The following is a 25053-nucleotide window of genomic DNA, read 5'->3' as shown; positions in this document are numbered from 1 at the left end:
GTAACAATGCTGTTATAAAATTGTTATCATATGTCTTAAATGTAAGCGTTTCAAACAAAAAAGGGAACCTGCTTTTTAAAAAGCCAGACTCCCTTTTTGATCATTTTACGCGTGTTCTCTTTTTTCCGATGCCGCGCCGGACTCTGTTTGTTTTGCTCCTGACATAAACCATCCGCAAACCGCAATGGCAGCCAGAACCGCCCAGAAAATGATTTTCCAGGCCGCCGAATGGATGACATCTGCCGGAATTATACCGAGTTCCTCATGGGCCAACGTATAAAGAGCGAGCTTCACGCCTACCCATCCGACAATCACAAATGCCGCCGTTTCAAGGCCCGGCCTGGTTTTCAGTAAGGATACGAACATTGATGCCGCAAAACGCATAATGATTAAACCGATTACGCCGCCGGCTAAAATAACGAGAAACTGACCGCCGTCCAAGCCGCCGATGGCGGGAAGCCGTGTCCCCGGAAGCGTTACGGCAAGCGCGACCGCCGCTAAAATGGAGTCAACGGCAAAAGCGATGTCTGCGAGCTCCACTTTCAAGACAGTCTGCCAAAACCCGCTTTCTTTCTGCTTTTTCTGACCGGCGTTATCTTTGAATACATACCGCTTCAGCAAATGGCTGACCGCAATGTAAAACAGATATAAAGCGCCGACGGCCTGGACCTGCCAAACATTCACCAGAAAAGAAATAGCGAACAGCGACCCGAAACGCAAAATAAATGCGCCCGCCAATCCGTAAAATAAAGCCTTCTTCCTTTGTTTTTCTGGAAGATGCTTCACCATCACAGCCATCACCAGCGCGTTATCCGCCGCCAAAATCCCTTCCAGCCCGATTAAAACAAGAAGAACCCATCCATACTCCAATAATAATGCAAAGTCCAATCCATTCCCTCCGTTTCTTTTTTCTATCATCCGAGCTTATACCGGCGGTTTTTTTACGCAAAAAAGACCTTTGCCGATATAAGGCAAAGGTCTTGCTAGACATGAATGATTGGCATGCCAACAAAGCCGATGGATATGATCCATGAATTGACGACTTTGTTTCCGGAATATCCGGACGCTACTCCCCTTTGGGATTTCAAGAAATATTTGTTTATACGCTCATAATAAAGCCTGTTTCATCATTTGTCAACGCTTAACTTTTTTAACAAATTGAGAAATTTTTTCTGTTTTGATCCGCTGTTTTCTTCTCTTCAAAAACATCCAAAGAACGAGAAGCAACACAATGAATATACCTAGCGGAAGCATATATTGATCGAGAATGGAACCGACGCTTTTCCAATTTTCCCCGAGTTTCATTCCGAGGTATACGTAAGCAAATGTAATCGGCAGCATCGCTGCATATGTATATAGAGAGAACACCCAGATATTCATCTTTGCAATGCCGCACGGCAAAGAAATCAGCGTCCTGACCCCCGGTATAAAACGGCCGCTGAACGCTACCAAACCTCCGTGCTTCTGAAAGAAATCATCTGATTTCTGCAGGGATTCGGGTTTTATCCATATGCACTTTCCATATTTCAGCAAAAACGGCCGACCGCCCAGCCTGCCGATCCCATATAAGACAAGCGGACCTGAAACACCGCCGAGCGAACCGGCAAACACGGCTCCGGCAAGCGTCATATCCCCTTTTGAGACCCAATAGCCCGCAAGCGGAAGAACAATTTCCGCCGGGATGAATTCTATACTGAGCGCCAAAAAAATTCCGGCGTAAGATAAGCTTTTAAACGCTTCAATTATTGATATGATGAAATCTTCGATGATCTATCACTCCCGGCTTACGTCTATATTCTGAAACTTAAGAATGATTTTAACACAAAACCTTGAGGCTGAAATATCTTTTAGACATGCCCGTTATAAATGCGAGTCGTTTCAGATCGGTATAGCGGGAGGGAATGACATGCGCAATACAACATCCCGCCTTTCTCCTGATTGCTCGTCTGGCGGCGGTTACATCACTTAAGATCTCTGGAAAAGTTACCCTTCGCGGTAAGCGGCGGCTGACCGGGATTCAGTTCATATGGGCAGTGCGTTTTGCCGGGATCTTTGCCACCGAATCTGTTTTATGGGAGCGGGAAACTCTCAGTCACTACATGGAAATGTGTGGGCATTTCCCGGGGAATGATTCTGTATACTCTTTTTGATTATCATTGATGATTTTCGGGGACTTCAGCGCTTTAAAGAACTTACCGATTCACTGATTGTAAATAGATGAATAAGAATGCGATTTCCTTTTCAGCCGGGCATTACCGCATGAGGAAATGGAACAGCCGCTCCATGAAGCGCCGCATCACCCATAAGTTGCTACACATGGAACGGACCCGTTTATCCACAATAAAGACAAAAAGGAGTTTTTATTCATGCACACGATGTGGAAGGGTTCGATCAGTTTCGGCCTCGTCAATATCCCGGTCAAGCTCTTTGCGGCCACTGAAGATAAAGATATAAAATTCCGCAGTCTTCATAAAGAAGACCATGCGCCGATTAAATACGAAAAAATCTGCACCGGATGTGAAAAGAGTCTGGAGCCTGATGAAATCGTGAAAGGCTATGAGTATGTAAAAGGGAAATACGTCATTATGACAGACGAAGACTTGAAAGACGTAAAACAGGAACATGAAGAAAAAGCGGTTGAGATTGTTGACTTTGTCCAGCTGCAGGAAATTGATCCGATTTATTTTAACCGATCATATTATGTCGGGCCGGGAGATAACGGCACAAAAGCCTATACACTTCTGCGGGAAGCGCTGAGGACGACGGGTAAAATCGGGATTGCCTCCATTACGATCCGCTCTAAACAGCAGCTTGCGATTCTTCGCGTGTATGACAACTGTATCGTGATGGAATCCATTCATTATCCGGATGAAGTCAGAAATGCCGGACATGTGCCGGGCGTTCCTGAGCAGACAGCCATTAATGAAAAAGAGCTGCAGACGGCGATTACGTTAATTAATGAGCTGACAACCGAGTTTGACCCAGAACAATATGAAGACACATACCGGAAAGCCCTTCTCGCCAAAATTAACGATAAGCTCGAACATGAAGAAGCGGGTGTGACACCTGCTCCTGCCGGCCCGCGAGAAGATGTCATTGATCTTGTCAGCGCGCTTCAGGCAAGCATTGACCGGACGAAGCGGCCGAATCGCGAACAGGCTGCACCGGCACGGACAAAAGACACAGCGTCAGCAGGCGGCGGAGGCAAAAAGCAGAAGACGACCAGACAAAAAGCCGGAACGTCTTAATCATGGTGCTGACGATGCAGCCGATTCTGACCTCTGTACCGCCTGAAGGCAGCGAGTGGCGCTATGAGGTAAAGTATGACGGATTCCGCTGTCTTCTCCGCATAGACGAAAGCGGTGTTACATTAACCAGCAGAAACGGACAGACGCTGACGAATCAATTTCCGGAAATCACGGCTTTTGCGGCCCGGTGTTTTCAGCACATGAAAGACAGGTTCCCCATTACGCTTGACGGAGAGCTTGTCTATTTAATCAATCCGTACAGAGCGGACTTTGAGCATCTTCAAATCCGCGGACGTTTAAAACGGACGGAAGCAATTGAAAGCACCGCTGATAGACGGCCGTGCCGCTTTCTGGCATTTGATCTCCTCGTTCTGGAAGGCGCCGGCACCGTCTCATTACCGTATGTGAAACGGAAGCGCGCCCTTTCCAAGCTGCTTAAAGAAGCAAATCTTCCCGCCTGCCCTCATCACTTAGCGGAAGAAGCGATTCAATACATTCCGGAGCACACTGACTTTAATGCGCTTTGGGACAAGGTCGTCCGCCATGACGGAGAAGGTATCGTAGCCAAAAGGGCTTCCAGCGGCTGGTCGGAAAATAAACGGTCTCCCGACTGGCAGAAGTATAAACATATGAAAACGGCTCACGTGCTATTAACCGGATTCAATCCGAAGAACGGGTATGTGACGGCCTCTGTTTTAAAAGGCGGCACCGTCGTCCCGATCGCTTCCGTTTCCCATGGCATGCAGGCGGAAGAAAAAAACGCCGTCAGAACCATTATGGAGACCCACGGAAAAAAACAAAAAAGCGGTGAGTATACACTTGAGCCTTCTATCTGCATGACCGTGCAGTATTTAACCATATTGCAGGACACGCTGCGTGAAGTATCTTTTGTTTCTTTTCAGTTTGAAATGGATTGGACGGAATGCACGTATCAGCAGCTTATCCTCCGCTCTAAAACGCTGCCGCCGAAGCTGCAGTTCACAAGCCTGGATAAGATCGTTTTTAAAAAACATGAAAAAACGAAAGCAGATTTCCTTAGTTATATGGTGAAAATGAGCGATTTTCTTATGCCCTTTCTTAAAGATCGGGCCGTCACGGTGATCCGTTATCCGCACGGCGCGCCTGGCGAATCTTTTTTTCAAAAAAACAAACCGGACTACACGCCGGACTTTGTCTCAAGCGTGTTTGACGGGAGCCACGAGCACATCGTATGCAGCAGCATACCGTCACTTCTATGGCTGGCTAATCAGCTGGCGCTTGAATTTCACGTTCCGTTTCAGAAAGTGCATTCTGAAAGGCCCGCAGAAATCGTCATTGATCTTGATCCTCCGTCAAGGAATGATTTTCCTATGGCAGTGGAGGCTGCGCATGTGCTGAAACAGCTGTTTGACTCATTCAGCATGACGTCATTCCCGAAGCTCTCCGGAAATAAAGGCATTCAGCTCTACATCCCGCTTTCACCGGAAGCATTCACCTATGAAGAAACCCGTGCGTTCACAATGCTCATCGCCGATTATTGCGTCAGGACGCGCCCGGATCTTTTTACGACAGAGCGGTTTATCAAAAACCGAAACGGCAGGCTCTACCTAGATTATTTGCAGCATGCCGAAGGGAAAACCATTATCGCCCCCTATTCGACCCGGGGCAACGAATTGGGAACGGTTGCGGCTCCCCTTTATTGGAACGAAGTCAACTCCTCTTTAACACCTGATGATTATACGATCGATACAGTAGTGAACCGCGTCAGGACAGAGGGAGATCCGTTTTATGATTTTTACCGGAATCCGCAGGACGGCCCGCTTTCAATCGTGCTTGAGCAAATCAAGAGAAAGAGCTGACGCTTTTTGTCAGCTCTTTTCAGTCTGATACGTGCACATCAATTTTTCTTTGGAAATAAATAAATAGCAGGAGTAAGGAATGTTTTTGAGGGTGAGCTGTTTTGCAGTAAAGTATAAAATCGGAAGATGGGCCGCTTTCTTAAACAGCCTGTAGCAGCCGCTGGACGGTTTTATCACATCAAAACCGAGTCTCGCCGCTCCTTTATGAAGCATTGTAATGCCGACGACTCCCTTAATCTCGTCTTTCCGTTTATGCTGGTTAATATAATCCGCTAAATGAGGCATGGATTGATATACCTTCTGATATAGCATAATCCCCCTTCTGACCGCGCTTTCAATAGGCTGCAGCTCTTTCAGGAGTTTGACATTATGAAGATGAATCTTAACTAACACGTCGTTTTTTTTAATTCTGGTTCCGTCGCTCAGGATGACTTCTTTTCCTTTATATCTAGTCAAACGGACGCGGAATACATTCGATTGCCGTTTATCAATCAGCGTCAGCCGGGTAAAGAAGAAATAAAGCGGATCAAGTAAGTACCATATAGACAGCAGACAGCTTCTCACATGTTCACCTTCTTTATATTCAAAGCACCCTCATATTTTGGCATGGGGCATGTCACATTATGATTGGTAAATAATGATGCCGCCCTGTATCAGCTTATGCAAAAACCGCTTCAGGCTCTACTGTCCGAAACAGAAAAAAACACTCTTCATGAAGAAGAGTGTCTGTATCCGCTTTCTTTTAACGGAAAAGCAAATGCTGGCTGTGAATTCCCGCTTTTTTCAGTAAGGCTATCAGCTGTTCCTGTTCCTCAGGCATAAGTCCTGAAAACGCTCTCGCAATTCTCAATGAATGAATCGGATAAATTTTATCCAAATACTCGTTTCCTTTATCAGTTAAATGGGCGTAAACAGACCGTTTGTCCTTCGGGTCTTGTTCTCTGACCAAAAACCCGTTTCTTTCAAGCTTGTCGATGACATAGGTGACATTCCCGCTGACAAGCAAAAGACGCGACCCGATTTGCTGAAGCTTTTGCGGTCCTCTCGTATAGAGCAGCTCCAAAACGGCAAATTCAGTCGGATTAAAACCGTGTTCTTTACTGTCGCGGATGCTGTGTTCAGACACACTCTTGAAAGCCCTTGCAAAAACTTTGTACAAATTCATCGAACGCATCACTTCTTCTTCGTTAAATGATAATCTCATCATATCTACCCCGTATTTAAGATTTTTATAAAAAAATAATGTAAACCCTTACAATTCATAAGAGTCGTTCTTTGTTTTATATTCTATTCGTGCCGTTTTTCAGAATTCCTTCTTTTTTATATAAAAAAATACCCTTATACATCATTTAATTTGTATAAGGGTTCCGTTCTTTATAGGGCATGTTCCGAAAAAAATACGCGTATTCCTTTCTCAGCTCCGTAATTGTCATGGAATTGAGTATTTCTTTCGTATAGACTCCGATCTGCAGAAGCTTTTTGGAATAATGGTTTCTCTCTTTGTCCAATGCATTTTGAAGCAAACGACTCATGACGGCCTCCTTTGTTTTCCGTTATTCTATGATCAGAATAACGCTTTTATATCAAAGATGTATAAAGCCATTGTAAAACTTCTGTAGATTATGATGTTTTTCGGTAAAGTCCGTTCTGGACGGCTCTGAGCAGCGGAAAAGCGTGTTCCCCGGCAAGCTGCATGAACGCCTCCAGCATTTCATCTCGTTTCATATCTAATTCAATGATTTCTTTTGCCAGCGAAACCGCTTTTTCTTTCTCCATTCCTATCCTTCCTCCTCATTGTATCTGTATAATAAGCATAAAACGGGGCACAGGACCATGCATTAACCTTGTCAATTTTTCTGCCGCTTTTTTTCTAAAATTTTCTATTCCGCGTCAGAAAACCTGACAAGCGTCAGGTTTTTTCTCTTTTTTTCTTATATAATATGAGTAAAAGACATCCAGGGGTGGAAAAATGACGACAGACGAACAATCTTACAAAGATAAAAAAGTAATCTCGATCGGCATTGTAAGCGAATTAACCGGATTGTCAGTCAGACAGATCAGATACTATGAAGAACGGAAATTAATCTACCCGCAGCGATCATCACGGGGAACGAGAAAGTATTCCTTCGCGGACGTTGAGCGGCTGATGGATATTGCCAACAAACGGGAAGACGGCGTGCAGACGGCCGAGATTTTAAAAGACATGCGGAAAAAAGAACAGGCTCTCAAAAACGACCCGCAGCTCCGCAAAAAAATGCTGGAAGGACAGCTTAATGCTCATTTTAAGTATAAAAACCGCTGATCAAAAAAGTCCGCCTCCTGTGAGACGGACTTTTTTTATAAAGCATGAAGAAATGCAGTTGCAATGCCGAAATAAATTAATAAGGACAAAATATCGTTCAGTGTCGTAATCAGCGGGCCTGACGCAATCGCCGGGTCAATGTTCAGTTTATGAAGAATAATAGGGACGATCGTTCCGGCCATCGTACCGATAATCAACGTTGCAAGCAGCGATGAACCGACGACAAAACCGAGCGTTAAGTCTTTCTGCCAGACGGTTGCGACAATCGTTATCGCGATCGCACAGACGATGCCGATGTAGATACCGGTTCTTAATTCACGGAAAATCAGTTTAAAGATGGTTTTTTTATTCATTTCTTCTTTAGCCAGTCCTCTGATGACGACGGCGAGTGACTGTGTGCCTGTATTACCCGTCGTTCCCGCGATCATCGGCATGAAAAACGCGAGGGCGACTACTTTTTGCAATGTATCTTCAAAATAATTCAGAATGCTTCCGGAAATCAATCCGATAAACAAAAGCAGAATGAGCCACGGCAAACGTCTGTACGCCGCCACGTATGCTTTCGTATCAAATGTAATCGCCTTACCGGAGGCTGCGAATTTTTCGTAATCTTCATCGGCTTCTTTGATCACGACGTCGATAATATCATCGACAGTGACAATACCGACAAGCACATTATTTTCTTCCACGATGGGAATGGCTAAAAAGTCATACCGCTGGATCAGCCGGGCGACTTCTTCCTGGTCTTGGAGCACCCCGGCCGAGATGACACGCGTAAACATAAGATCCTGCACTTTATCGTCAGGCTCGCCGAGAATTAAATCTCTGTAAGAGAGCACCCCGACAAGCTGCTTGCTGTCATTAATCACGTACAAGTAGTTAATTGATTCTGCGATTTCCGCAAAGCTTTTCAGCTTCACAACCGCATCTTTTACTGTATAATGCTGCGGAATCCAGACGAAGCGGTTCGTCATCATCCGGCCCGCCGATTCTTGCGGATAGTTCATCAAAAGCTGTACGGCCTTTGATTCCTCAGCCTCCATACTGGATAAAAGCTGTTCTTTCAGTTCTTCATCCATCTCTTCCAGCAATGCGGCGAGATCGTCGTTATCCATTTTATTCATTGCGAGAGTGGCTTTCGTTTTACCGACTTTATGCAAAACGGCAAGCTGAAATTCCCGCTCCAGCTCTCCGATCATGTCGGTGATGTCATCAACCGTCATATATGACAGATAGCGGGCCCGGTGCTTTTCCGGCATTTCTTTAAATAAAAATGCCATGTCATAGGGCTGAAGCTCATCTATCATGTTTCGGAATTCTTTTATTTTTCCGTCCCGCAATAAAATGATAATGCGTAATATGAGTTCGTCATAGGTCATGTTTTGGACCATCGGGACTCGTACCTCCTTTACGGAGACGCGCCGTCCGTCAAGGGAAGTGCGGCGGTTTGTCTCCTCATCATGTCGTCACTGGTTATCTGGCTGTATATGGGTACTTCTTCTGACATACTCGAATGGGGAGAATCCATACTCCGCACCTCCTTATCATGCTCAGTCGTGTACGTTTTGAGGCATAAAAAAAACCTTCCGATATGAAGGCGAAAACAAGCACGGCAAATAAACGTGCGGGGCCTCCAATCGTAGAGCTTTAGCACTGTATGGCATAGGACAGCCATCCAGCTGCGTTAAGAATCACCTTATGTCGATGATTCCTGTTGACCCATTGGCGTCTTTGGACATTTTTGGGCAGCAGCGTATCTCCATACAGGAGCCTCACCTAACGAAGTTCTTATTTGAATTGACACACTGAGATTACAGAAAAAAAAGGAATGTGTCAACCTTAAATTTGTGATTTCAGCACATGCCTATAAAATAAACGGAATAAAGGCATAAAACCCTTATTCCGGCAAATCGCTTTCATCCTCTTCTGAAAGGAAATGATAGGATTCATGCAGCATGAGCGCGTATTCCCCTTCTTTCGTCGGGTGCGGTACATACTCAGCCTCGTTGATATACTGCTCTTCCCTTTTCTTCATATGACAGACCTCCTTTTCAATTTTAGATTGTCCAAAAGAAGCTCCGTTATCATAGGAAAGAAAAAATCACTTGCGGGGCGGGACATGCAGCTATATTTTTCGGATCGTGAAAAAGTTCCTAAGCAGCCACGGGCCCGGTTTGAAACCGAGCGTTAATTGCCACGCGCCGATCGCCTGCAGTCCGAACTCCCGAACGAGAACCATTTTTTCACTCATGCTCCGTACATCCTCAAACCACACTTCATGCGTTCTTCCATTTTCATCAGTATACCGGAAGTAAGGGGAACGCTCCTGCTGGGAATAACGGATCATTGATTGATGCTTCATCGCCGTTTCCATGGCGCGCTGATTGGAGATGGCGGATCCGATCGTTCCCGGACGGTACGGAATCACCCAATCATACCCGTACAGCGGAACACCGAGAATCACTTTTCTTCTCGGCACCCTGCTGATGGCAAAATTGATCGTTTGCCTGACCTCTGTTAAAGGCGCCACGGGTCCCGGCTCACTGCCGGCGTGGTGCCAGTCGTACGCCATAATGAACATATAATCGACGACGGCTCCGATTCCGCCGTAATCATATCCCCTCAGCCACGGCACTGCATCACTTGTTTTCGCCGGAACCGATATCGTTAACGCGAGCTGATGCTCTGAAAGCCGGGTTTTTAACTGCCGGAGAAATCCTGTGAAGAGATCCCTGTCAGCTTCTCTGACCCGTTCAAAATCGATATTTACACCGCCGTATCCCTTTCTTACGGTTAAGGAGACGATATTGTTGACGAGATTCGTTCTTGCCGCCGGATTTTGCAGCACTTGATGGGCTAATTCCGGACTGAATCCCCCTTCTGTCAGATTCGTAATGACGGCAAGCGGGCGCACTCTGTTCTGCCATGTGGTTTCTATTGCGGTTCTGTCGTTTAAATCGTTCATGATATCTCCGTTCGGGCCGAAATGATATTCAAACAAAGAAATCGCCGAAGAATACGGCGCAAAATCATTAATGAGCTCTCTATCCGCTTCAGGCGTCCGAATGACATAAAATTGCAGGGTTCCCGCAAGATAGTTAGAGATATCAGGGATCTTCACTTTCATACCCGTCCGCAGCCGGTTCGGCGGAATATCCGGGTTTGCCTGCATCAGCTTCATCTGCGGCACATAAGCCTTACCTGCGATAACGGCATACGTATCATTCGGCTGAACCGTATATTCATTAATGGGGATTAAAAGCGCCTGTCCCGGCACGATATTCGTTTCCTCAAGCCCGTTGACGCTTCTGATGCTGTCAACAGGATATCCGTACTTTCTGCTGATGGAAAATAACGAGTCGCCAGACTGCACTGTATGAACAAACATAGATGTCCTCCGTTTCCTTTTGATCAAAAGGGGTCTTCTTATCTTTATGAATGATCCTCCGGTCCGATTCCAAACTCTGTTCGGAGAAAGGCTGTTTACAAATCAGACATGATCAACTATGATGATGTCATCATAAAAAACTGTATAGGAAACGCACTAGGGGTGCTGTTATCGGCTGAGATAAAACATGCGGCAGGCGTGTTTTGATCCCTTATAACCCGATCTGGATAATACCAGCGTGGGGAAGTGCAGATTGACCGGAGCGCAGGGTTTTTCCCCATGCGTTTTCGTTCTGCTGCTGCATATTCCCTCGGATATGCAGTTTTTTATTTTTCATTAAAAAACGGGGGAGGACACCGCAATATGAAACTTACGATCAATCGTCTTTCGTAAAATCAACTCTTCATACAAACAACTATCCGATAAGAAAGCAGGAGATCACAATGAAAAATTGGAAAATGAGAGAAATTGTCGTCATGTCCGTCATCAGTGTTGTATTTGCTGTCATTTATTTAGTATCAACTCATGCAAGCAATATAGCGGCAGGATTTTTCGGCCGGATGAGTTATGAACCGATTTACGGTATCTGGTTTATCGTCTCTGTGATTGCCGCGTACATTATTCAAAAACCGGGAGCGGCTCTCGTTTCTGAAATCATCGCCGCGTTTGTGGAGTGCTTACTCGGAAATCCGTCAGGACCGATGGTGATTCTGATCGGGATCGCACAGGGAATCGGTGCGGAAGCGGTCTTTTTAGCGACACGCTGGCGGGTGTATACCCTGCCCGTGCTTCTTTTATCCGGTATGGGGTCTTCTGTGACAAGCTTCATTTATGACTTGTTCGTTTCCGGATACTCTGTTTTGAATCCGGGTTTATTAGCCGTCATGCTTCTCATCCGTCTGGTCTCAGGTGCGCTTCTTGCCGGCCTTCTCGGCAAAGCAATCAGTGATGCGCTGGCTTACACAGGAGTGCTGAACGGCATGGCGCTCGGAAAACAATTCAAGAAGAAAAAGAAACAGGTGAACCAAGATGCAGGCATCTGAACCCCTTCTATCGGCCAGCTGTCTTACCTTTTCTTATGATCAGGATGAAAAGCCGATTTTTCAAAACGTGTCCTTTCAGCTCCGCAAAGGAGAGCGGGCTTTATTGCTCGGGCCGAGCGGATGCGGCAAAAGCTCGCTCGCTCTCTGTTTAAACGGTCTGTACCCGGAAGCATGCGATGGGGTTCAATCAGGAACCGTTTCTTTATACGGAACACCTCTTTCACATCTGACAGAACCCGCCGCCAGATCCATCGGCGTCGTGTTTCAAGATCCGGACCAGCAGTTTTGCATGCTATCGGTTGAAGATGAAATCGCCTTCGGTCTGGAAAATTTGCAATATACAAAAGAAGATATGGACGCGATTATCGATGACGTTTTAGAAAAATTAGAGATCACTCATCTGAAAACGCGAGCGATCGCTTCGCTGTCAGGCGGTTCAAAACAAAAAGTGGCGCTTGCCTGTATTATTGCGATGGAACCGGAACTCATTATTTTGGACGAACCGACGGCACAGCTTGATCCATATTCCGCACGTGAATTAGTGCGGCTGATCAAAGATCTTCAAGCAAAAAAAGGCTTCGGCCTTCTCGTTATCGAACATCAGCTTGATCACTGGGCGCCGTGGATGGACAGGACGATTGTGCTTGACGAAACGGGTCAGAAGGTGATGGACGGAGAGACGGATGTTATCTTTGAAACCAAGATTGAAGAGCTGATGCAGCTCGGCATTCCGATTCCGCGTGTGATCTCATTGCAGGAGCACGTCAGCATTCCTTTTACATTGTGTAAAGAAAATCTGTTTCACGAACCTGTACCATCTCTGCCTGAACCCAGGCCCGTTGCGCTTTCGGCAGAAGACGCGCTGAGCGTTCACGGGCTGTCATTCTCAAGAGGAGCAGACGTCATTTTTCAGGATGTGAGCTTTTCCGTAAAAAAAGGTTCAATCACCGCGATTGCCGGCCCTAACGGAACAGGAAAATCCACGCTCCTTTCTGCCGCGGCCAAGCTCATCCGTCCGCTGGGCGGAGACATCAAAATAGGCGGCAGACCGATTGATTCCTATTCTGAAAAAGAGCTGCGGCGGCAGATCGGATATGTTTTCCAGAATCCTGAACACCAGTTTGTCACAGATTCCGTCATTCAAGAGCTGATGTTCGGTTTTGAAAGCAACAGAGCCGCAAAGGAGAAAGCTCTTCAGCTGTTAACCCGATTCGGCCTGAGACGCCATGCCTCACAGCATCCGTTTTCTTTAAGCCAAGGACAAAAACGCCGGCTCAGCGTCGCGACGATGCTTATGCACAATGTGAACGTTTTGATGCTTGATGAACCGACTTTCGGACAGGATGCCAAAACGGCGCGGGAGTGTATGCAAATGCTCCGTGAGATTCAAAAGGAAGGAACGGCTGTTTTGATGGTGACACACGATATGGAACTCGTCTCGGATTATGCCGACACGATCCTTGTGCTCTGCGGCACGAAACTGGTATTCCGGGGAACTCCCGACGCTTTGTTTTCTGATAACATCGGGATCGCCGAGCAGGCACATTTGGCTTTGCCGCTGCGGTATGAATGGATGAAACACGACAGGAGGCGGAGAAATGAACTTGCGGCTGGAGGCTGTTAACCCGTCAATAAAGGCGGCGGCTGTATTGTTATGCGTCATTATGCTGTCGTTTATTTATAATCCGTACACCCCTGCTTTGTTTTATATCATCATTGCGGGAGGCGTCCTCTCAGCGGGGCGTGTGCCGCTGAAAAAATGGCTGCTGTTCACGATTCCGTTTGTCATTCTGGCCTTCGGTTCTTTATGGACTGCCGCCGTATTCGGAAACGTCCCGACAACCGGAAGCAATCTGCTGTTTAAGCTCGGGCCGATTGCCGTCAACAGTGATAATGCGGCGCTCGGGATTTCTATCGCGTTTCGTATTTTATGTTTTTCTGCTTTGTCGATGATGTTTCTTTTTACAACCGATCCGATTCTGTTCATGCTCAGTCTGATTCAGCAGTGTAAGCTGCCGCCCAAGCTTGCATACGGCGTTATCGCGGGATTCCGGTTTCTCCCTCTTCTGAAAGATGAAATCCTGATCATCCGGCAGGCGCACAGAATCAGGGGTGCGGCGTCTGATTCCGGGCTGAAAGAAAAGCTCTCCGCCTTCAGGCGCTTCACCATTCCGCTATTGGCAGGCGCAATCAGAAAGGCGGAACGCACGGCGATCGCGATGGAATCTAAAGGCTTTACGGGGAGCCGAAACCGCACGTTTTACAGAACTGTTACTGTGCGCCGCGCCGACTGGTGCTTTTTCCTGCTCGTGCTTCTGTTATTCGGCGCAAGCTGGCTCATTTCATTGTTGTTTGTATAAAAACAGGCCGCCGGAGTGATTCGGCAGCCTGTTTTGTTATGTATGTTATTGATGATAATTGAGAGCCTGAGCGAGATTGGACTTGACCGTAATATCTGAGAAATTAATGCCGAGCTGTACGGCGGTTTGAGCGATTTCCGGCCTGATTCCGGATAAAGTGGACGTGACGCCGATCAATTTCAGCGCCTCAATTAATTTAAAAATCTGATGCGCCACCATCGTATCGACAACCACTACACCCGACAGGTCAATTAACAGATGTTCAATCAGCCGTTTTGCACATGTGCTCAGCGTATTCTCAAGAATGAATTTGGCGCGCTCCGTGTCAATATCGCCGACAAGCGGCAGCAGCGCCGTCCGTTTGCTCAGCGTGATAACCGGCGAGCTTAACTCCAAAATCATTTCTCTTTGCGCATTCAGCTGCATTTTTGAGTTATGCTCAGCATGATCGACAAACGTGTAAATCGTAAAATCAAATACTTGTGCAATTAAATTCTCCCATTTCTTCCTTTCTCCCTGAGCAAACGAAGATTCATGTTTATCGGCAAACGCATCATAATAACTGATGTATAGTCTCCGGTTTCTCATGAATTCACGGACCACATACTGGACGGGAGTATCCAGATGCTTCTGGTCTTTCGCAAGCTCAATCACCCACCGCTCGAACTCTTCTAAAAATTCTTTTTCCGGCATGATATACATTTTATTAATATGCCGGTAAAATTCTTTATCCTGCTCCGTCAGTTCTTCTGTGATGACGGGATTTGTCAAAGAATAAATCGAATTAGGATCCGAATCTTCCATCGTTTCGATCCACTCTTTCGCAATTTGATCCACTTGTTCTGAAAAATAGCTGTATAATGCTTCACTTATCTTCATATCTCTTCTCCTTTCCCATTTCCAATTATAGCGTCAGCGGGTCATGAATGAAAATGAAAGCTGTTAAACTATCCATTTATTTGAAATTTTTTAGTACGATAGATTACGCCTTTTTTATGAAAATGCTTCAAATGACTCTTTCCGGCCGGCATGCTCTGCCATAAAATAGTAGCAACACCCTTGTATCCACTCGCAAGCATAAAAAAGGAGGGCTTTTTTATGAATGGTGAAATGCATTTGATTCCTTATGTCACGGATGAACAGATCATGGATGTGAACGAGCTTCCTGAGGGGATTAAAGTGATTAAGGCGCCAGAGTTGTGGGCAAAAGGGTTTAAAGGCAAGGATATTAAAATCGCGGTGCTTGACACAGGCTGCGACATCAATCATCCTGATTTGAAAGACCGGATTGTCGGCGGGAAAAACTTCACCGATGATGACGGAGGCAAAGAAGACGTGATTTCCGATTACAACGGACACGGGACACACGTTTCCGGAACGATTGCCGCCAATGATTCAAACGGCGGAATTTCGGGTGTCGCGCCGGAAGCAAGCCTTTTAATCGTTAAAGTTCTCGGCGGTCAAAACGGCAGCGGCAAATACGAATGGATCATTAACGGCATCAACTACGCCGTTGAACAAAAGGCGGACATTATTTCCATGTCACTCGGCGGGCCGAACGATGTGCCTGAATTGAAAGAAGCCGTCACAAATGCGGTAAACAGCGGTGTTCTGGTCGTTTGCGCGGCAGGAAACGAAGGCGACGGAGACGAGCGTACAGAGGAACTGTCGTATCCGGCCGCTTACAACGAAGTGATCGCAGTCGGATCAGTCTCAATCGCCCGTAAATCGTCTGAATTTTCAAACGCTAATAAAGAGATTGACCTGGTGGCTCCGGGAGAAAATATTCTCTCCACCCTTCCCAACCATAAATACGGGAAGCTGACGGGCACTTCAATGGCCGCCCCGCATGTGAGCGGAGCGCTTGCCTTAATAAAAGGGCTTGAACAGGACGCGTTTCAGCGGACGCTTTCTGAGGCTGAAGTCTACGCCCAGCTCGTGCGGCGGACCCTTCCTTTGGACATCGCCAAAACATTGGCCGGGAACGGATTTCTGTATTTAGACGCGCCTGAAGTGCTGATGGAAAGAGCCGAACAGGCACAGCTGCTGTCTTTCTGATATTTTTCTCGTATAATGATTGATCAGTTTGTCACATCACCAATTTTTAAATTGTGAGATTTTCTATTGACAGTGATCTGAATAAGCTGATAAGATAACCAACAAATGATGTAACTTTTCAAAAAAATTGAAATACTTTCTCTTATCGAGAGTTGGGCGAGGGATTGGCCTTTTGACCCCAACAGCAACCGACCGTAATTCCATTGTGAAATGGGGCGCGTGATTTTTGCGCCGAGACAATTGTCTCATAAGGCACGGTGCTAATTCCATCAGACGTGATCTGAGAGATAAGAGAGGCTTGCATTTTGAAGTTAAAGCCTCTTTCTCTCATGAGAAAGAGGCTTTTTTGTTACATCTCACTTAAAGGAGGAGACTTAATGACAACAATCAAAACTTCGAACCTCGGTTTTCCGAGAATCGGCTTGAACAGAGAATGGAAAAAAGCACTTGAGGCTTATTGGAAAGGAAACACTGATAAAGAAACGTTTCTTAAAGAGCTTGACGGCTTATTCTTATCAGCTGTCAAAACCCAGCTTGACCAACATATCGATATCGTGCCGGTCTCTGATTTCACCCATTATGACCATGTGCTTGATACCGCCGTCAGCTTTAACTGGATTCCGGAGAGATTCCGCAGCATCACGGATCCCGTTGATACATACTTTGCGATTGCCCGCGGTGTAAAAGACGCCGTTTCCAGTGAAATGACGAAATGGTTCAATACCAACTACCATTACATCGTTCCTGAATATGACGAAAGTATTGAATTCCGTCTGACGAGAAATAAACAGCTTGATGACTACCGCCGGATTAAAGAAGAATTCGGAGCGGAAACGAAACCTGTCATCGTCGGTCCGTATACATTCGTCACGCTTGCGAAAGGATACGAAGAATCAGAAGCGAAAGCGATTCAAAAACGCCTTGTTCCTCTTTATGTGCAGCTTCTGAAAGAACTTGAAGCAGAAGGCGTCAAATGGGTTCAGATTGATGAGCCTGCCCTTGTGACAGCTTCTTCTGAAGACGTCCGCGCCGCCAAAGACCTCTATGAAGCGATCACAAAAGAGCTCTCAGGGCTGAATGTCCTCCTGCAGACATACTTTGATTCGGTTGATGCATATGAAGAACTCGTTTCTTATCCTGTACAGGGAATCGGACTTGATTTCGTGCATGATAAAGGCAGAAACCTTGAGCAATTGAAAAAGCACGGCTTCCCGAAAGATAAAGTGCTGGCAGCCGGTGTGGTCGACGGCCGGAACATTTGGAAAATTGATGTTGAAGAACGCCTTGATGCGGCTTTGGATATCCTCAGCCACGCTGATGTTGAGGAGTTATGGATTCAGCCTTCAAGCAGCCTTCTGCACGTGCCGGTGGCGAAACACCCTGACGAGCATCTTGAAAAGGATTTGCTGAACGGCCTGTCATACGCTAAAGAAAAACTGGCGGAACTCGGCGTCTTAAAAGAAGGGCTTCTGTCCGGCAAAGCGGCCGTCAGTGAGCAGATCGAAGAATCAAAAGCGGCACTTAAGGCTTTAAAAGCATTCGCAACAGGAGCGAACTCAGCTCAAAAAGAAGAGCTGAATCAGCTGACGGAAAAAGACTTCTCCCGTCCGGCAAGCTTTGAAGAACGATTGGCGCTGCAGAATGAATCACTCGGTCTTCCTCTTCTGCCGACGACGACAATCGGAAGCTTCCCTCAATCTGCCGAGGTGCGGAGCGCACGGCAAAAATGGCGGAAAAAAGATTGGACGGATGAACAGTACCAAGCCTTTATTAATGCGGAAACGAAGCGCTGGGTTGACATTCAGGAAGAAATCGGCTTAGACGTGCTCGTTCACGGAGAATTTGAGCGGACGGATATGGTCGAATACTTCGGTGAAAAACTGGCCGGGTTCGCCTTTACGAAATATGCGTGGGTCCAGTCTTACGGTTCACGCTGCGTACGTCCGCCTGTCATTTTCGGAGATGTCGAATTTATCGAACCGATGACGGTAAAAGATACGGTCTACGCCCAATCGCTGACTGAAAAACACATGAAAGGCATGCTGACGGGACCTGTCACCATCTTAAACTGGTCATTCCCGCGTGTGGATATTTCAAGAAAAGAAATCGCCTTCCAGATCGGGCTTGCGCTCAGAAAAGAAGTAAAAGCGCTTGAAGATGCCGGTATTCAGATTATCCAAGTGGATGAACCCGCGCTCCGCGAAGGACTGCCGTTAAAAACGCAGGATTGGGATGAATATTTAACTTGGGCCGCAGAAGCATTCCGGTTAACGACATCTTCTGTGCGAAACGAGACGCAGATTCATACGCATATGTGTTACAGCAACTTTGAAGATATCGTAGATACGATCAATGATCTTGACGCGGATGTCATTACAATCGAACACAGCAGAAGCCACGGAGGATTTTTAGAGTACCTGAAAGAACATCCTTACGTGAAAGGCCTCGGACTCGGTGTATACGACATTCACAGCCCGCGTGTGCCGGCAACTGAAGAAATCTATCAAATTATTGATGACGCGCTTGAAGTGTGTCCGACTGACCGCTTCTGGGTAAACCCGGACTGCGGACTGAAAACAAGACAGCAGGAAGAAACCGTTGCGGCATTAAAAAATATGGTCGACGCCGCGAAACAGGCACGAAAAAAACAAGCTCAGCTTGTATAATGAAAACAGCCATCCGTAATTTGCGGATGGCTGTTTTTTCTGGGCGTGCTACTTATTCTGCAGCGCTTCTGCAAGTTCGTACAATGAATCATACTGCTTCATTTGATAGCCCCGCCCTTCTTTTTGCAAATACCCTTTTTGGCAGAATTGCGTCAGCACATGCAAGAGATGACGGTAAGATACACCCAAATAATCACAGACCGTTACGTGCTTCTCTTTATAAACCCCTTTATAAGCCGTCTGCAAAATAAAATCAGCAAGCCGGTTTTCAAGCGGGAACGCCAGACTTTGTGAATATTTCGAAGCCATAAGCGTTGCCTTAGCACTTAAAAACTTAGCCAGCTCACGCAGGAATTTCGCATCCTGCAGCAATTGCGCGCGGCAGTGGTAAATAGGCAGAGCAAAACAAACAGTCTTCGCTGAGGCTTGAATTCCTTTTGTGTAATACCCTTCATGTAATAGTTCCATCTCTCCGATGTAATCATTTTTGTTGATAAAATTAATTAAAGAAACTTTCCCGTTTTGGTGGGTTACATATATTTTCGCTTTTCCTTCAATCACGTAAAACAGGAAGTCAGGTCTCCTGCCCTCTTGAATAATCCATTCGTCCCGCTCATATTCGCGCACTTCCATAAACTCTTCAGCGGGGAAAGAGAATAAATGCGCGATTGAGTGTTTTTCTAACTGATGCCGCTTTTTCTCGCCTTTATAAATTTCCATCGTCCACCCCAAAAATATGAGATATCTCATATTGTCTTTATGTCCTTACATGATAACATGCCAATGAAAGGAGGAACGGGAATGAAAGCATATCGCTGGATGAGTCTGCATTTTTTTAGTTTTTTTATGACATGGGGTGTTTTTCTGCCCTATTGGACGGGATGGATGGTGCATATAAAAGGGGTTTCCGTATCCGAAGCCAGTTTCATTATGAGTCTGGGCCTGGCGGCAAGAGGGATTTCCACATTATTTTTCTTCCCTTATTTATCAGGAAAATTCAGCAGCAAAGCCTTATTAAACGGCGCCAGAATCGGGACGCTTCTCGCACTTTTATGTTATATTCCCGCTGATTCTTTTCAAAGCCTGCTTCTTGTCACATTAGTGCTGCATGTGTTTTACCCGGCTTTAATGCCTGCTTTAGACAGCGCTTGCGGCGTCCTTGTACAGCATAACGAATTAAAGGCTTATGGGACAAGCCGACAGTGGGGTTCTGCGGGTTTTGTTTCAGCCGGCGTCATCCTGTCCGTCTTTACAGGTATATTCGGAGACCAAGTGATTTTATGGGCACTGCTTTTGGGCGCCCTGATATTCGCATGCCTCAGCTTTATGCATGCGCCAGCTGTTCTTTCAAAACGGCCGGAAACAGACCGTGCAAGAAAAGAGGGCATGTTTGCCTTATTTCGCATCAAATATTTCGGTCTGGTGCTCGCAATCGTTATCTTACTGCAGGCGGCACATGCATCTTACTACAATTACGGTTATCTCTTTTTGCAGGAAATCGATGCACCCGCATATGCCATCGGAATCATCATCAACATCGCCGTTATCGCGGAGATTATCTTCTTTGCAATCGCTGACCGATACTTTCATCAATTTACGGCAGGCTCTTTGCTCGCCCTGGCGGCGCTTGGTGCTACCGTACGCTGGATACTCGTATTTGCCTTCCCGCATGTCATCATTTTCTGTATTGCGCAGACGCTGCATGCCTGTTCATTCGCGATGGGACACTATGCATTTATGAAATACTTAATTAAAAATATTTCACCCGCGCAAATCCCGAAAGCCCAAGGCATATATTCAGCGCTTGCTCTCAGCTGGAGCACTGCGGTATTTACTATTTTCGGAGGTTTTTTATATGAAATTGAACCCCGGTATGCCTTTATCGGAATGATTGTTTGTACGATACCGTCCATGCTTCTCGCCCTTTTATACAGAAAACTTGAAATGAAAAAGAGCGTTTTTGCAGGAAACGCACAAGATATATAGCCATCGCTTTATAGACGATCACATGTCCCGCTGTCATTTTGACGATTTGCGAATGCTGTGCGATGTATTTTCTCTATATTTAAAGTATTTCCTTCATATATGATGAAATCAAAAACAGTGGTATAACCTGCTCAATTGCAGGTTTATTTTTGTATGCTTAATTGGTTTATTAAGGGAATCCATTCAGAAACTTGGACAGAATCAGTGAATATAATGATACAGTACTGCTTACGCTCATTTGGGGGAACTTTGTTCGTAATAAAATGATTTTCAGCCAACTCATAAGGAGGGACATTGTGTCACAGCCTAATTTGCCCAATATCACCCCTGTCGTTACACTTTCCAGAGACGATACCATTAACCTTCTTCTTTCGTCAATTGCCATGGAAGAGCTGGGAATGGCACATATTCTGAATGCGGAAGGGGAAAAAATCCAGTACGCGCTCGGAACGATTCCCGGATTAACAGGACCCCCGTCAAGTCTTGCGGATATTCTTAATCTGAATGAGAGCGTCCGGGATACGCTTGACAGCTTAATGAAACAGGAGCTTCTTCTCGGTTCAAAATTGGACAGTATCTCAAATATCCCTACACTGGCGGGGCCGACTGGTGCCACGGGGCCGACGGGAGCAATCGGCACGGCCGGAGCGACGGGGCCAACCGGACCGATCGGGCCGACAGGGGTCACCGGTGCGGGTCTTCAAGGGATTGTTGCTTTTAATCCGCTGACCGCCCCTACTTACACGACCGGACAGGTTGTCTTGTATAACGGCAGCTCTTATGTCGCAAACGTAAACAGCCCGTCGGGAACCCCTGAAACCTCAGCTGACTATACACTTTTAGCTGCGGCGGGAAGCACCGGCGCTACTGGCTCCACAGGACCTACCGGTGTTACCGGGGCTACCGGCATTACAGGGCCTCCGGGAAGCACCGGAACAAGTCTGACAGCCACTTCCGGCTATGCGAGCAATACGGGCGGCGGTGTTGTCGCGGTTATTAACGGCGGCACGGCCATTTCCTTACCGAATGAACAAAACCTCTCAGCGGATATTACCGCTAATGCCGCAAATACTGTATTCACCGTTGCTCCGGCAGGACGGTACTATATTTCCTACCATATTAATTTAACGGCCGGCCTGCTAGTAAGTTCGCGCATCTTAATCAACGGCACTCCGGCTGCAAGTTCGATTATTGCCCCGGTCGCGTCTTTGGCAAACTTCAATAACTCCTTTATTGTGACTTTGACAGCAGGCAGCACCATTCAGCTCCAGCTGTTCGGATTATTGGGTGCGGCCACATTGCTTGGAGGAAGTGCCGGCGCAGCTTTAAACATTATTCGATTATCTTAATGGAACATGCAAAAAAAGGATCAGGCGTTTGTCCGCTGATCCTTTTTTAATTGAGACAGAAGTTCTTGCGCGGGTTTAAATTGCGGATTGAACTTCACGGATTTTTTGGCGTAAGCGATGGCCGTCATATCATGGTTTAATGCAGCATGGCATTTCGCCATATAATAAAAAGCTCTGAAATCGCCGGCACCTTTTAAAATGAAGTGATCAGCGTTTTCTCCTTCAACCTGCGTTCCGGCTTCAAATGCTTTGATTGCGGCTCTGTACTTTTCCAAATGATATAATACAAGGCCTTTATAATAATGAAGATTGCTGTAATCAGGATAAAGCTTGAGCACTTTTTCAATCCCTTGTTCGGCTTCTTCATATCGCTTGAGCTCAAGCAATATTGTATATTTTAGAAAATACAGAAGAGACGGAGGCATTCGTTTCTCACTTAAAAATTGAAATATTGAGCCGTTGACAAGATGTAATGCTTTTTCGTAGTCTTTTATTCTGTAACATTCACTTGCCAAATGATAGACTAGCCACGGATCAGGATTTTCCTCTGAAAGTTCTTCATTTAATATGCTGATATTCCGTTTATGTTTTTGTTTGATTTTTTCTTCCTGCTCCAAGTAGCCGTAGTGATGAATCACACATGGGAGCGTGAAAAAAGCATTGTTTTCTTCCTCATTGGGAGCCGAGATATTCTCGTGAATTCTGCCTTGATACAGAAGGCCTTTATGATTGCGGAACAGCCTCGGCTGCATGCTTTCAAACGCTTCGTTTTCATCGAGCTGCTTCCCCGTATAATTGATGATTTTCAAAAGTCCCCGGCTCGGTAATCCGTCATGAAGCAGCGAAGTTAAAAAACGGCCCGTCTCCTGATCGAGCTCTTCATCCGCGTCAAGCACTAAAATCCAATCCCCTTCGGCATGCTGCAGGGCGTAATTTCTGGCCTTTGCGAAATCATTCTCCCATTCGAAATCAAACACTCTTGCCTGAAAGCTTTTGCATATATCTTTTGTATTATCTTGTGATCCGGTGTCTGCGATGACGATCTCATCAGCGATGTCTTGTACACTTGATAAACAACGGGAGATGTATCTCTCCTCGTTTTTCACAATCATGCAAAGAGTCAGTTTACATTCAGCATTTCCGCTCATTTTCTCACCTTTCCCGATTTTGGAGTTGTTGATTGAACCAAGGCCGTTCAGGAGTGCCGTTCATCGTTATGATGACAGGCCGCACCCATCTGACGGCAGGTTCGGCAGTTGATTCTGCATCCCATTCCTGAAGCTGCCTGACAGCCCGCTTCGTAATGGGATGCGCCCGGAATTCGCGCGGGCTTTCACAAATGAATTTTTTCGTTCGTTCCGTCACTGTCTTCATTTCATGAAAGTGCCGCTCATACATCTGCTTCTGCTCTTCTTCCAAGCTGATCATTAAAAACAGCCGGCCGCCTGTTTCCATCTGCCAGCGGCACAATGCGGAGAACAGCCTGATTTCTTCTTTGTAATTTGAACCCCTTCTTTTATCCACGGTCACAGATAATATATTTAACAGCGCCATCGTGAGACAATGCAAGGCTTCAAAAGATGTCTGTTTCGCTTTTGAGATGCTTGGATACGGCATATGCTTCACCCGTCTCTTTTTTTATGAACGCTCCCCGCCTTTTTTCTTCCAATCGCAGTCCTCACAATCCCCGCACTCACAGCAGCCAATGCGGCCGTAAAACAGGTCGTCACACGGATCTTCCGGATCACTGGGATCGTCCGGATTCCACGGGTCATCAGGATCGCCCGGATCACTCGGATTACTTGGGTCATCAGGATTCCACGGGTCATCAGGATCACTCGGATTACTTGGATCATCCGGATTCCACGGGTCATCAGGATCACTCGGATTACTTGGATCATCCGGATTCCACGGGTCATCAGGATCGTCTGGATCACTCGGATTACTTGGATCGTCCGGGTCTATACAGGCTTCAGCATCCTGTAAGTAGATAATGTCTTCAAGCTTCATCTGCAAAAGGAGTTGTGATTTCATGACGGTGCGCAGGAGCCGTTCAGTGCTTCTATTGATTGATGATAATTCCCCTAAGGAGGGATCGCCGGAAGCGCTGAGAAACATTTGAATCCTTTCCGCTTCCGCCTGCAGAATATGGGATAGTCCGATTTCTTCCATAGCCACGGATGAAAGAAGGAGGTTCAGGGTCTCACATCTGGAGAGTGTAATGTCGGGGGTGATGTTCGGTATGTTTGGAAGAGACATCGATTTCTCCCTCTTTTCTCTTGGTGTCATTATGCAAAAGTGCTATATCGTATTCTTATTCCGGGAGGGAAGAGATCATTACTGATGTTTTCGTTAATAAAATATCCCGGATATGAAATCCGGGATATTCGTTCGTTTCTTTATTTCAATTCAAGTTTGACGTCTACATTTCCTCTTGTTGCTTTTGAATACGGACAGAACTCGTGAGCGGCGTGCACTAGCTTCTCCGCCGTTTCTTTATCAAGATCTTTTGTATCAATGACGAGCGTTACACCGATTTTGTAACCACCGTCACTCTCATCTTTTAAAAGGCTGACCTGTCCTTCAATTTCAGAGGTCATGTCGATTTTTTGTTTTTGGGCGGCGAGCTCAAGCGCTCCCCCGAAGCAGGCGGCATATCCTGCCGCAAAGAGCTGTTCAGGGTTTGTGCCGGTTTCTCCGTCTTTTTTTGCATTCGGCATGATGATGTCAAAATCCAGCACCCCGTCTTCGGATTTAATATGTCCTGCTCGTCCGCCGACTGCGGTCGCTTTTGAAGTAAATAATGCCATTATTA

Annotated in this window: 25 protein-coding genes and 3 riboswitches; of the genes, 10 read left to right on the top strand and 15 right to left on the bottom strand. The window is 46.3% G+C overall.

Going from position 1 to position 25053, the window contains the following annotated elements:
• Nucleotides 1-105: 105 nt before the first annotated feature.
• A complete protein-coding gene (locus tag ACWJJS_RS07790; RefSeq protein ID WP_025851720.1) occupies nucleotides 106-888 on the bottom strand; it encodes a TerC family protein in 783 nt (260 codons plus the stop codon).
• Nucleotides 889-1134: 246 nt separating this feature from the next.
• Complete coding sequence (locus ACWJJS_RS07785; RefSeq protein ID WP_025851722.1) at nucleotides 1135-1704, bottom strand: DedA family protein; 570 nt, start codon at nucleotides 1702-1704, stop codon at nucleotides 1135-1137.
• Nucleotides 1705-2366: 662 nt separating this feature from the next.
• Here ACWJJS_RS07785 and ku point away from each other — a divergent pair.
• Both ku and ACWJJS_RS07775 read left to right on the top strand, forming a co-directional pair.
• Nucleotides 2367-3248 carry a non-homologous end joining protein Ku gene (ku, locus tag ACWJJS_RS07780; protein ID WP_025851726.1) on the top strand — a complete coding sequence of 294 codons (882 nt, stop codon included), beginning with the start codon at nucleotides 2367-2369 and terminating at the stop codon, nucleotides 3246-3248.
• A gap of 2 nt (nucleotides 3249-3250) precedes the next feature.
• On the top strand, nucleotides 3251-5086 hold the full coding sequence (locus tag ACWJJS_RS07775) for a DNA ligase D (protein ID WP_454023470.1): 1836 nt from the start codon (nucleotides 3251-3253) through the stop codon (nucleotides 5084-5086).
• A 9-nt stretch (nucleotides 5087-5095) separates the two neighbouring features.
• Here the strand turns inward: ACWJJS_RS07775 and ACWJJS_RS07770 are convergent, their stop codons facing one another.
• The 4 genes from ACWJJS_RS07770 to ACWJJS_RS07755 form a co-directional block, all read right to left on the bottom strand.
• Complete coding sequence (locus tag ACWJJS_RS07770) at nucleotides 5096-5650, bottom strand: YkoP family protein (RefSeq protein ID WP_003154727.1); 555 nt, start codon at nucleotides 5648-5650, stop codon at nucleotides 5096-5098.
• A 178-nt stretch (nucleotides 5651-5828) separates the two neighbouring features.
• Nucleotides 5829-6293, bottom strand: coding sequence for a MarR family winged helix-turn-helix transcriptional regulator (locus tag ACWJJS_RS07765; RefSeq protein WP_007610911.1), 465 nt, complete (start codon nucleotides 6291-6293; stop codon nucleotides 5829-5831).
• A gap of 142 nt (nucleotides 6294-6435) precedes the next feature.
• A complete protein-coding gene (locus ACWJJS_RS07760; protein ID WP_454023469.1) occupies nucleotides 6436-6618 on the bottom strand; it encodes a stress protein in 183 nt (60 codons plus the stop codon).
• Nucleotides 6619-6706: 88 nt separating this feature from the next.
• On the bottom strand, nucleotides 6707-6862 hold the full coding sequence (locus tag ACWJJS_RS07755) for a hypothetical protein (RefSeq protein WP_003154733.1): 156 nt from the start codon (nucleotides 6860-6862) through the stop codon (nucleotides 6707-6709).
• A gap of 193 nt (nucleotides 6863-7055) precedes the next feature.
• Between ACWJJS_RS07755 and tnrA the strand changes: the two genes are divergently transcribed.
• A complete protein-coding gene (tnrA, locus tag ACWJJS_RS07750; RefSeq protein ID WP_003154734.1) occupies nucleotides 7056-7388 on the top strand; it encodes a MerR family transcriptional regulator TnrA in 333 nt (110 codons plus the stop codon).
• Nucleotides 7389-7423: 35 nt separating this feature from the next.
• Here the strand turns inward: tnrA and mgtE are convergent, their stop codons facing one another.
• From mgtE to ACWJJS_RS07735, 3 genes are all read right to left on the bottom strand, one after another.
• A complete protein-coding gene (mgtE, locus tag ACWJJS_RS07745) occupies nucleotides 7424-8779 on the bottom strand; it encodes a magnesium transporter (protein ID WP_014304888.1) in 1356 nt (451 codons plus the stop codon).
• A 234-nt stretch (nucleotides 8780-9013) separates the two neighbouring features.
• A riboswitch (M-box (ykoK) riboswitch) is annotated at nucleotides 9014-9179 on the bottom strand.
• A gap of 106 nt (nucleotides 9180-9285) precedes the next feature.
• Nucleotides 9286-9423, bottom strand: coding sequence for a transcriptional regulator SplA domain-containing protein (locus tag ACWJJS_RS07740; RefSeq protein ID WP_003154740.1), 138 nt, complete (start codon nucleotides 9421-9423; stop codon nucleotides 9286-9288).
• A gap of 90 nt (nucleotides 9424-9513) precedes the next feature.
• On the bottom strand, nucleotides 9514-10776 hold the full coding sequence (locus ACWJJS_RS07735) for a glycoside hydrolase family 18 protein (protein WP_182068809.1): 1263 nt from the start codon (nucleotides 10774-10776) through the stop codon (nucleotides 9514-9516).
• 148 nt (nucleotides 10777-10924) lie between these two features.
• Nucleotides 10925-11038, top strand: a riboswitch (TPP riboswitch).
• Between the two features lie 181 nt (nucleotides 11039-11219).
• Between ACWJJS_RS07735 and ACWJJS_RS07730 the strand changes: the two genes are divergently transcribed.
• From ACWJJS_RS07730 to ACWJJS_RS07720, 3 genes are read left to right on the top strand one after another with little or no spacing between them, the layout of a single operon-like run.
• Entirely contained in the window at nucleotides 11220-11819 is a 600-nt protein-coding gene (locus tag ACWJJS_RS07730) for an ECF transporter S component (RefSeq protein ID WP_003154744.1), read from the top strand.
• Entirely contained in the window at nucleotides 11806-13443 is a 1638-nt protein-coding gene (locus tag ACWJJS_RS07725) for an ABC transporter ATP-binding protein (RefSeq protein ID WP_454023468.1), read from the top strand. Before ACWJJS_RS07730 ends, ACWJJS_RS07725 begins: the two co-directional genes overlap by 14 nt.
• On the top strand, nucleotides 13418-14179 hold the full coding sequence (locus ACWJJS_RS07720) for an energy-coupling factor transporter transmembrane component T family protein (protein WP_146276622.1): 762 nt from the start codon (nucleotides 13418-13420) through the stop codon (nucleotides 14177-14179). Before ACWJJS_RS07725 ends, ACWJJS_RS07720 begins: the two co-directional genes overlap by 26 nt.
• A 45-nt stretch (nucleotides 14180-14224) precedes the next feature.
• Here the strand turns inward: ACWJJS_RS07720 and ACWJJS_RS07715 are convergent, their stop codons facing one another.
• Nucleotides 14225-15058, bottom strand: a complete 834-nt coding sequence (locus tag ACWJJS_RS07715) for an STAS domain-containing protein (protein ID WP_146276620.1) — start codon at nucleotides 15056-15058, stop codon at nucleotides 14225-14227.
• 219 nt (nucleotides 15059-15277) lie between these two features.
• Here ACWJJS_RS07715 and ACWJJS_RS07710 point away from each other — a divergent pair, with 219 nt between their 5' ends.
• Together ACWJJS_RS07710 and metE are read left to right on the top strand one after the other, a co-directional pair.
• Complete coding sequence (locus ACWJJS_RS07710; protein WP_025851741.1) at nucleotides 15278-16237, top strand: S8 family peptidase; 960 nt, start codon at nucleotides 15278-15280, stop codon at nucleotides 16235-16237.
• A 139-nt stretch (nucleotides 16238-16376) separates the two neighbouring features.
• Nucleotides 16377-16531, top strand: a riboswitch (SAM riboswitch).
• A gap of 83 nt (nucleotides 16532-16614) precedes the next feature.
• Nucleotides 16615-18903, top strand: coding sequence for a 5-methyltetrahydropteroyltriglutamate--homocysteine S-methyltransferase (gene metE, locus ACWJJS_RS07705; protein ID WP_017417632.1), 2289 nt, complete (start codon nucleotides 16615-16617; stop codon nucleotides 18901-18903).
• A 48-nt stretch (nucleotides 18904-18951) separates the two neighbouring features.
• Here the strand turns inward: metE and yeiL are convergent, their stop codons facing one another.
• Nucleotides 18952-19623 (bottom strand): transcriptional regulator YeiL, encoded by a 672-nt coding sequence (gene yeiL, locus ACWJJS_RS07700; RefSeq protein WP_146276616.1) that lies wholly within the window; start codon nucleotides 19621-19623, stop codon nucleotides 18952-18954.
• Nucleotides 19624-19704: 81 nt separating this feature from the next.
• On the opposite strand from yeiL, the gene ACWJJS_RS07695 reads away from it, so the two are divergent.
• A complete protein-coding gene (locus tag ACWJJS_RS07695; protein ID WP_454023467.1) occupies nucleotides 19705-20889 on the top strand; it encodes an MFS transporter in 1185 nt (394 codons plus the stop codon).
• Nucleotides 20890-21185: 296 nt separating this feature from the next.
• Nucleotides 21186-22238: a BclA C-terminal domain-containing protein gene (locus tag ACWJJS_RS07690; protein WP_454023466.1), complete on the top strand. Its 1053-nt coding sequence runs from the start codon at nucleotides 21186-21188 to the stop codon at nucleotides 22236-22238.
• 20 nt (nucleotides 22239-22258) lie between these two features.
• On the opposite strand, the gene ACWJJS_RS07685 is transcribed toward ACWJJS_RS07690, so the two are convergent.
• From ACWJJS_RS07685 to ACWJJS_RS07670, 4 genes are all read right to left on the bottom strand, one after another.
• Complete coding sequence (locus tag ACWJJS_RS07685) at nucleotides 22259-23386, bottom strand: glycosyltransferase (RefSeq protein ID WP_071391940.1); 1128 nt, start codon at nucleotides 23384-23386, stop codon at nucleotides 22259-22261.
• A gap of 4 nt (nucleotides 23387-23390) precedes the next feature.
• Complete coding sequence (locus tag ACWJJS_RS07680; RefSeq protein ID WP_167860079.1) at nucleotides 23391-23855, bottom strand: hypothetical protein; 465 nt, start codon at nucleotides 23853-23855, stop codon at nucleotides 23391-23393.
• Between the two features lie 21 nt (nucleotides 23856-23876).
• The gene (locus tag ACWJJS_RS07675; RefSeq protein WP_454023465.1) at nucleotides 23877-24497 is read right to left on the bottom strand and encodes a hypothetical protein; all 621 of its coding nucleotides are present in this window, start codon (nucleotides 24495-24497) and stop codon (nucleotides 23877-23879) included.
• A gap of 140 nt (nucleotides 24498-24637) precedes the next feature.
• The gene (locus tag ACWJJS_RS07670) at nucleotides 24638-25048 is read right to left on the bottom strand and encodes an organic hydroperoxide resistance protein (protein ID WP_003154758.1); all 411 of its coding nucleotides are present in this window, start codon (nucleotides 25046-25048) and stop codon (nucleotides 24638-24640) included.
• Nucleotides 25049-25053 lie beyond the last annotated feature (5 nt).

The sequence above is a fragment of the Bacillus sp. JK106 genome (assembly GCF_053663355.1).
The sequence above is the reverse complement of the archived record's forward strand: the minus strand, read 5'-3'. Positions and strand labels throughout refer to the sequence as shown.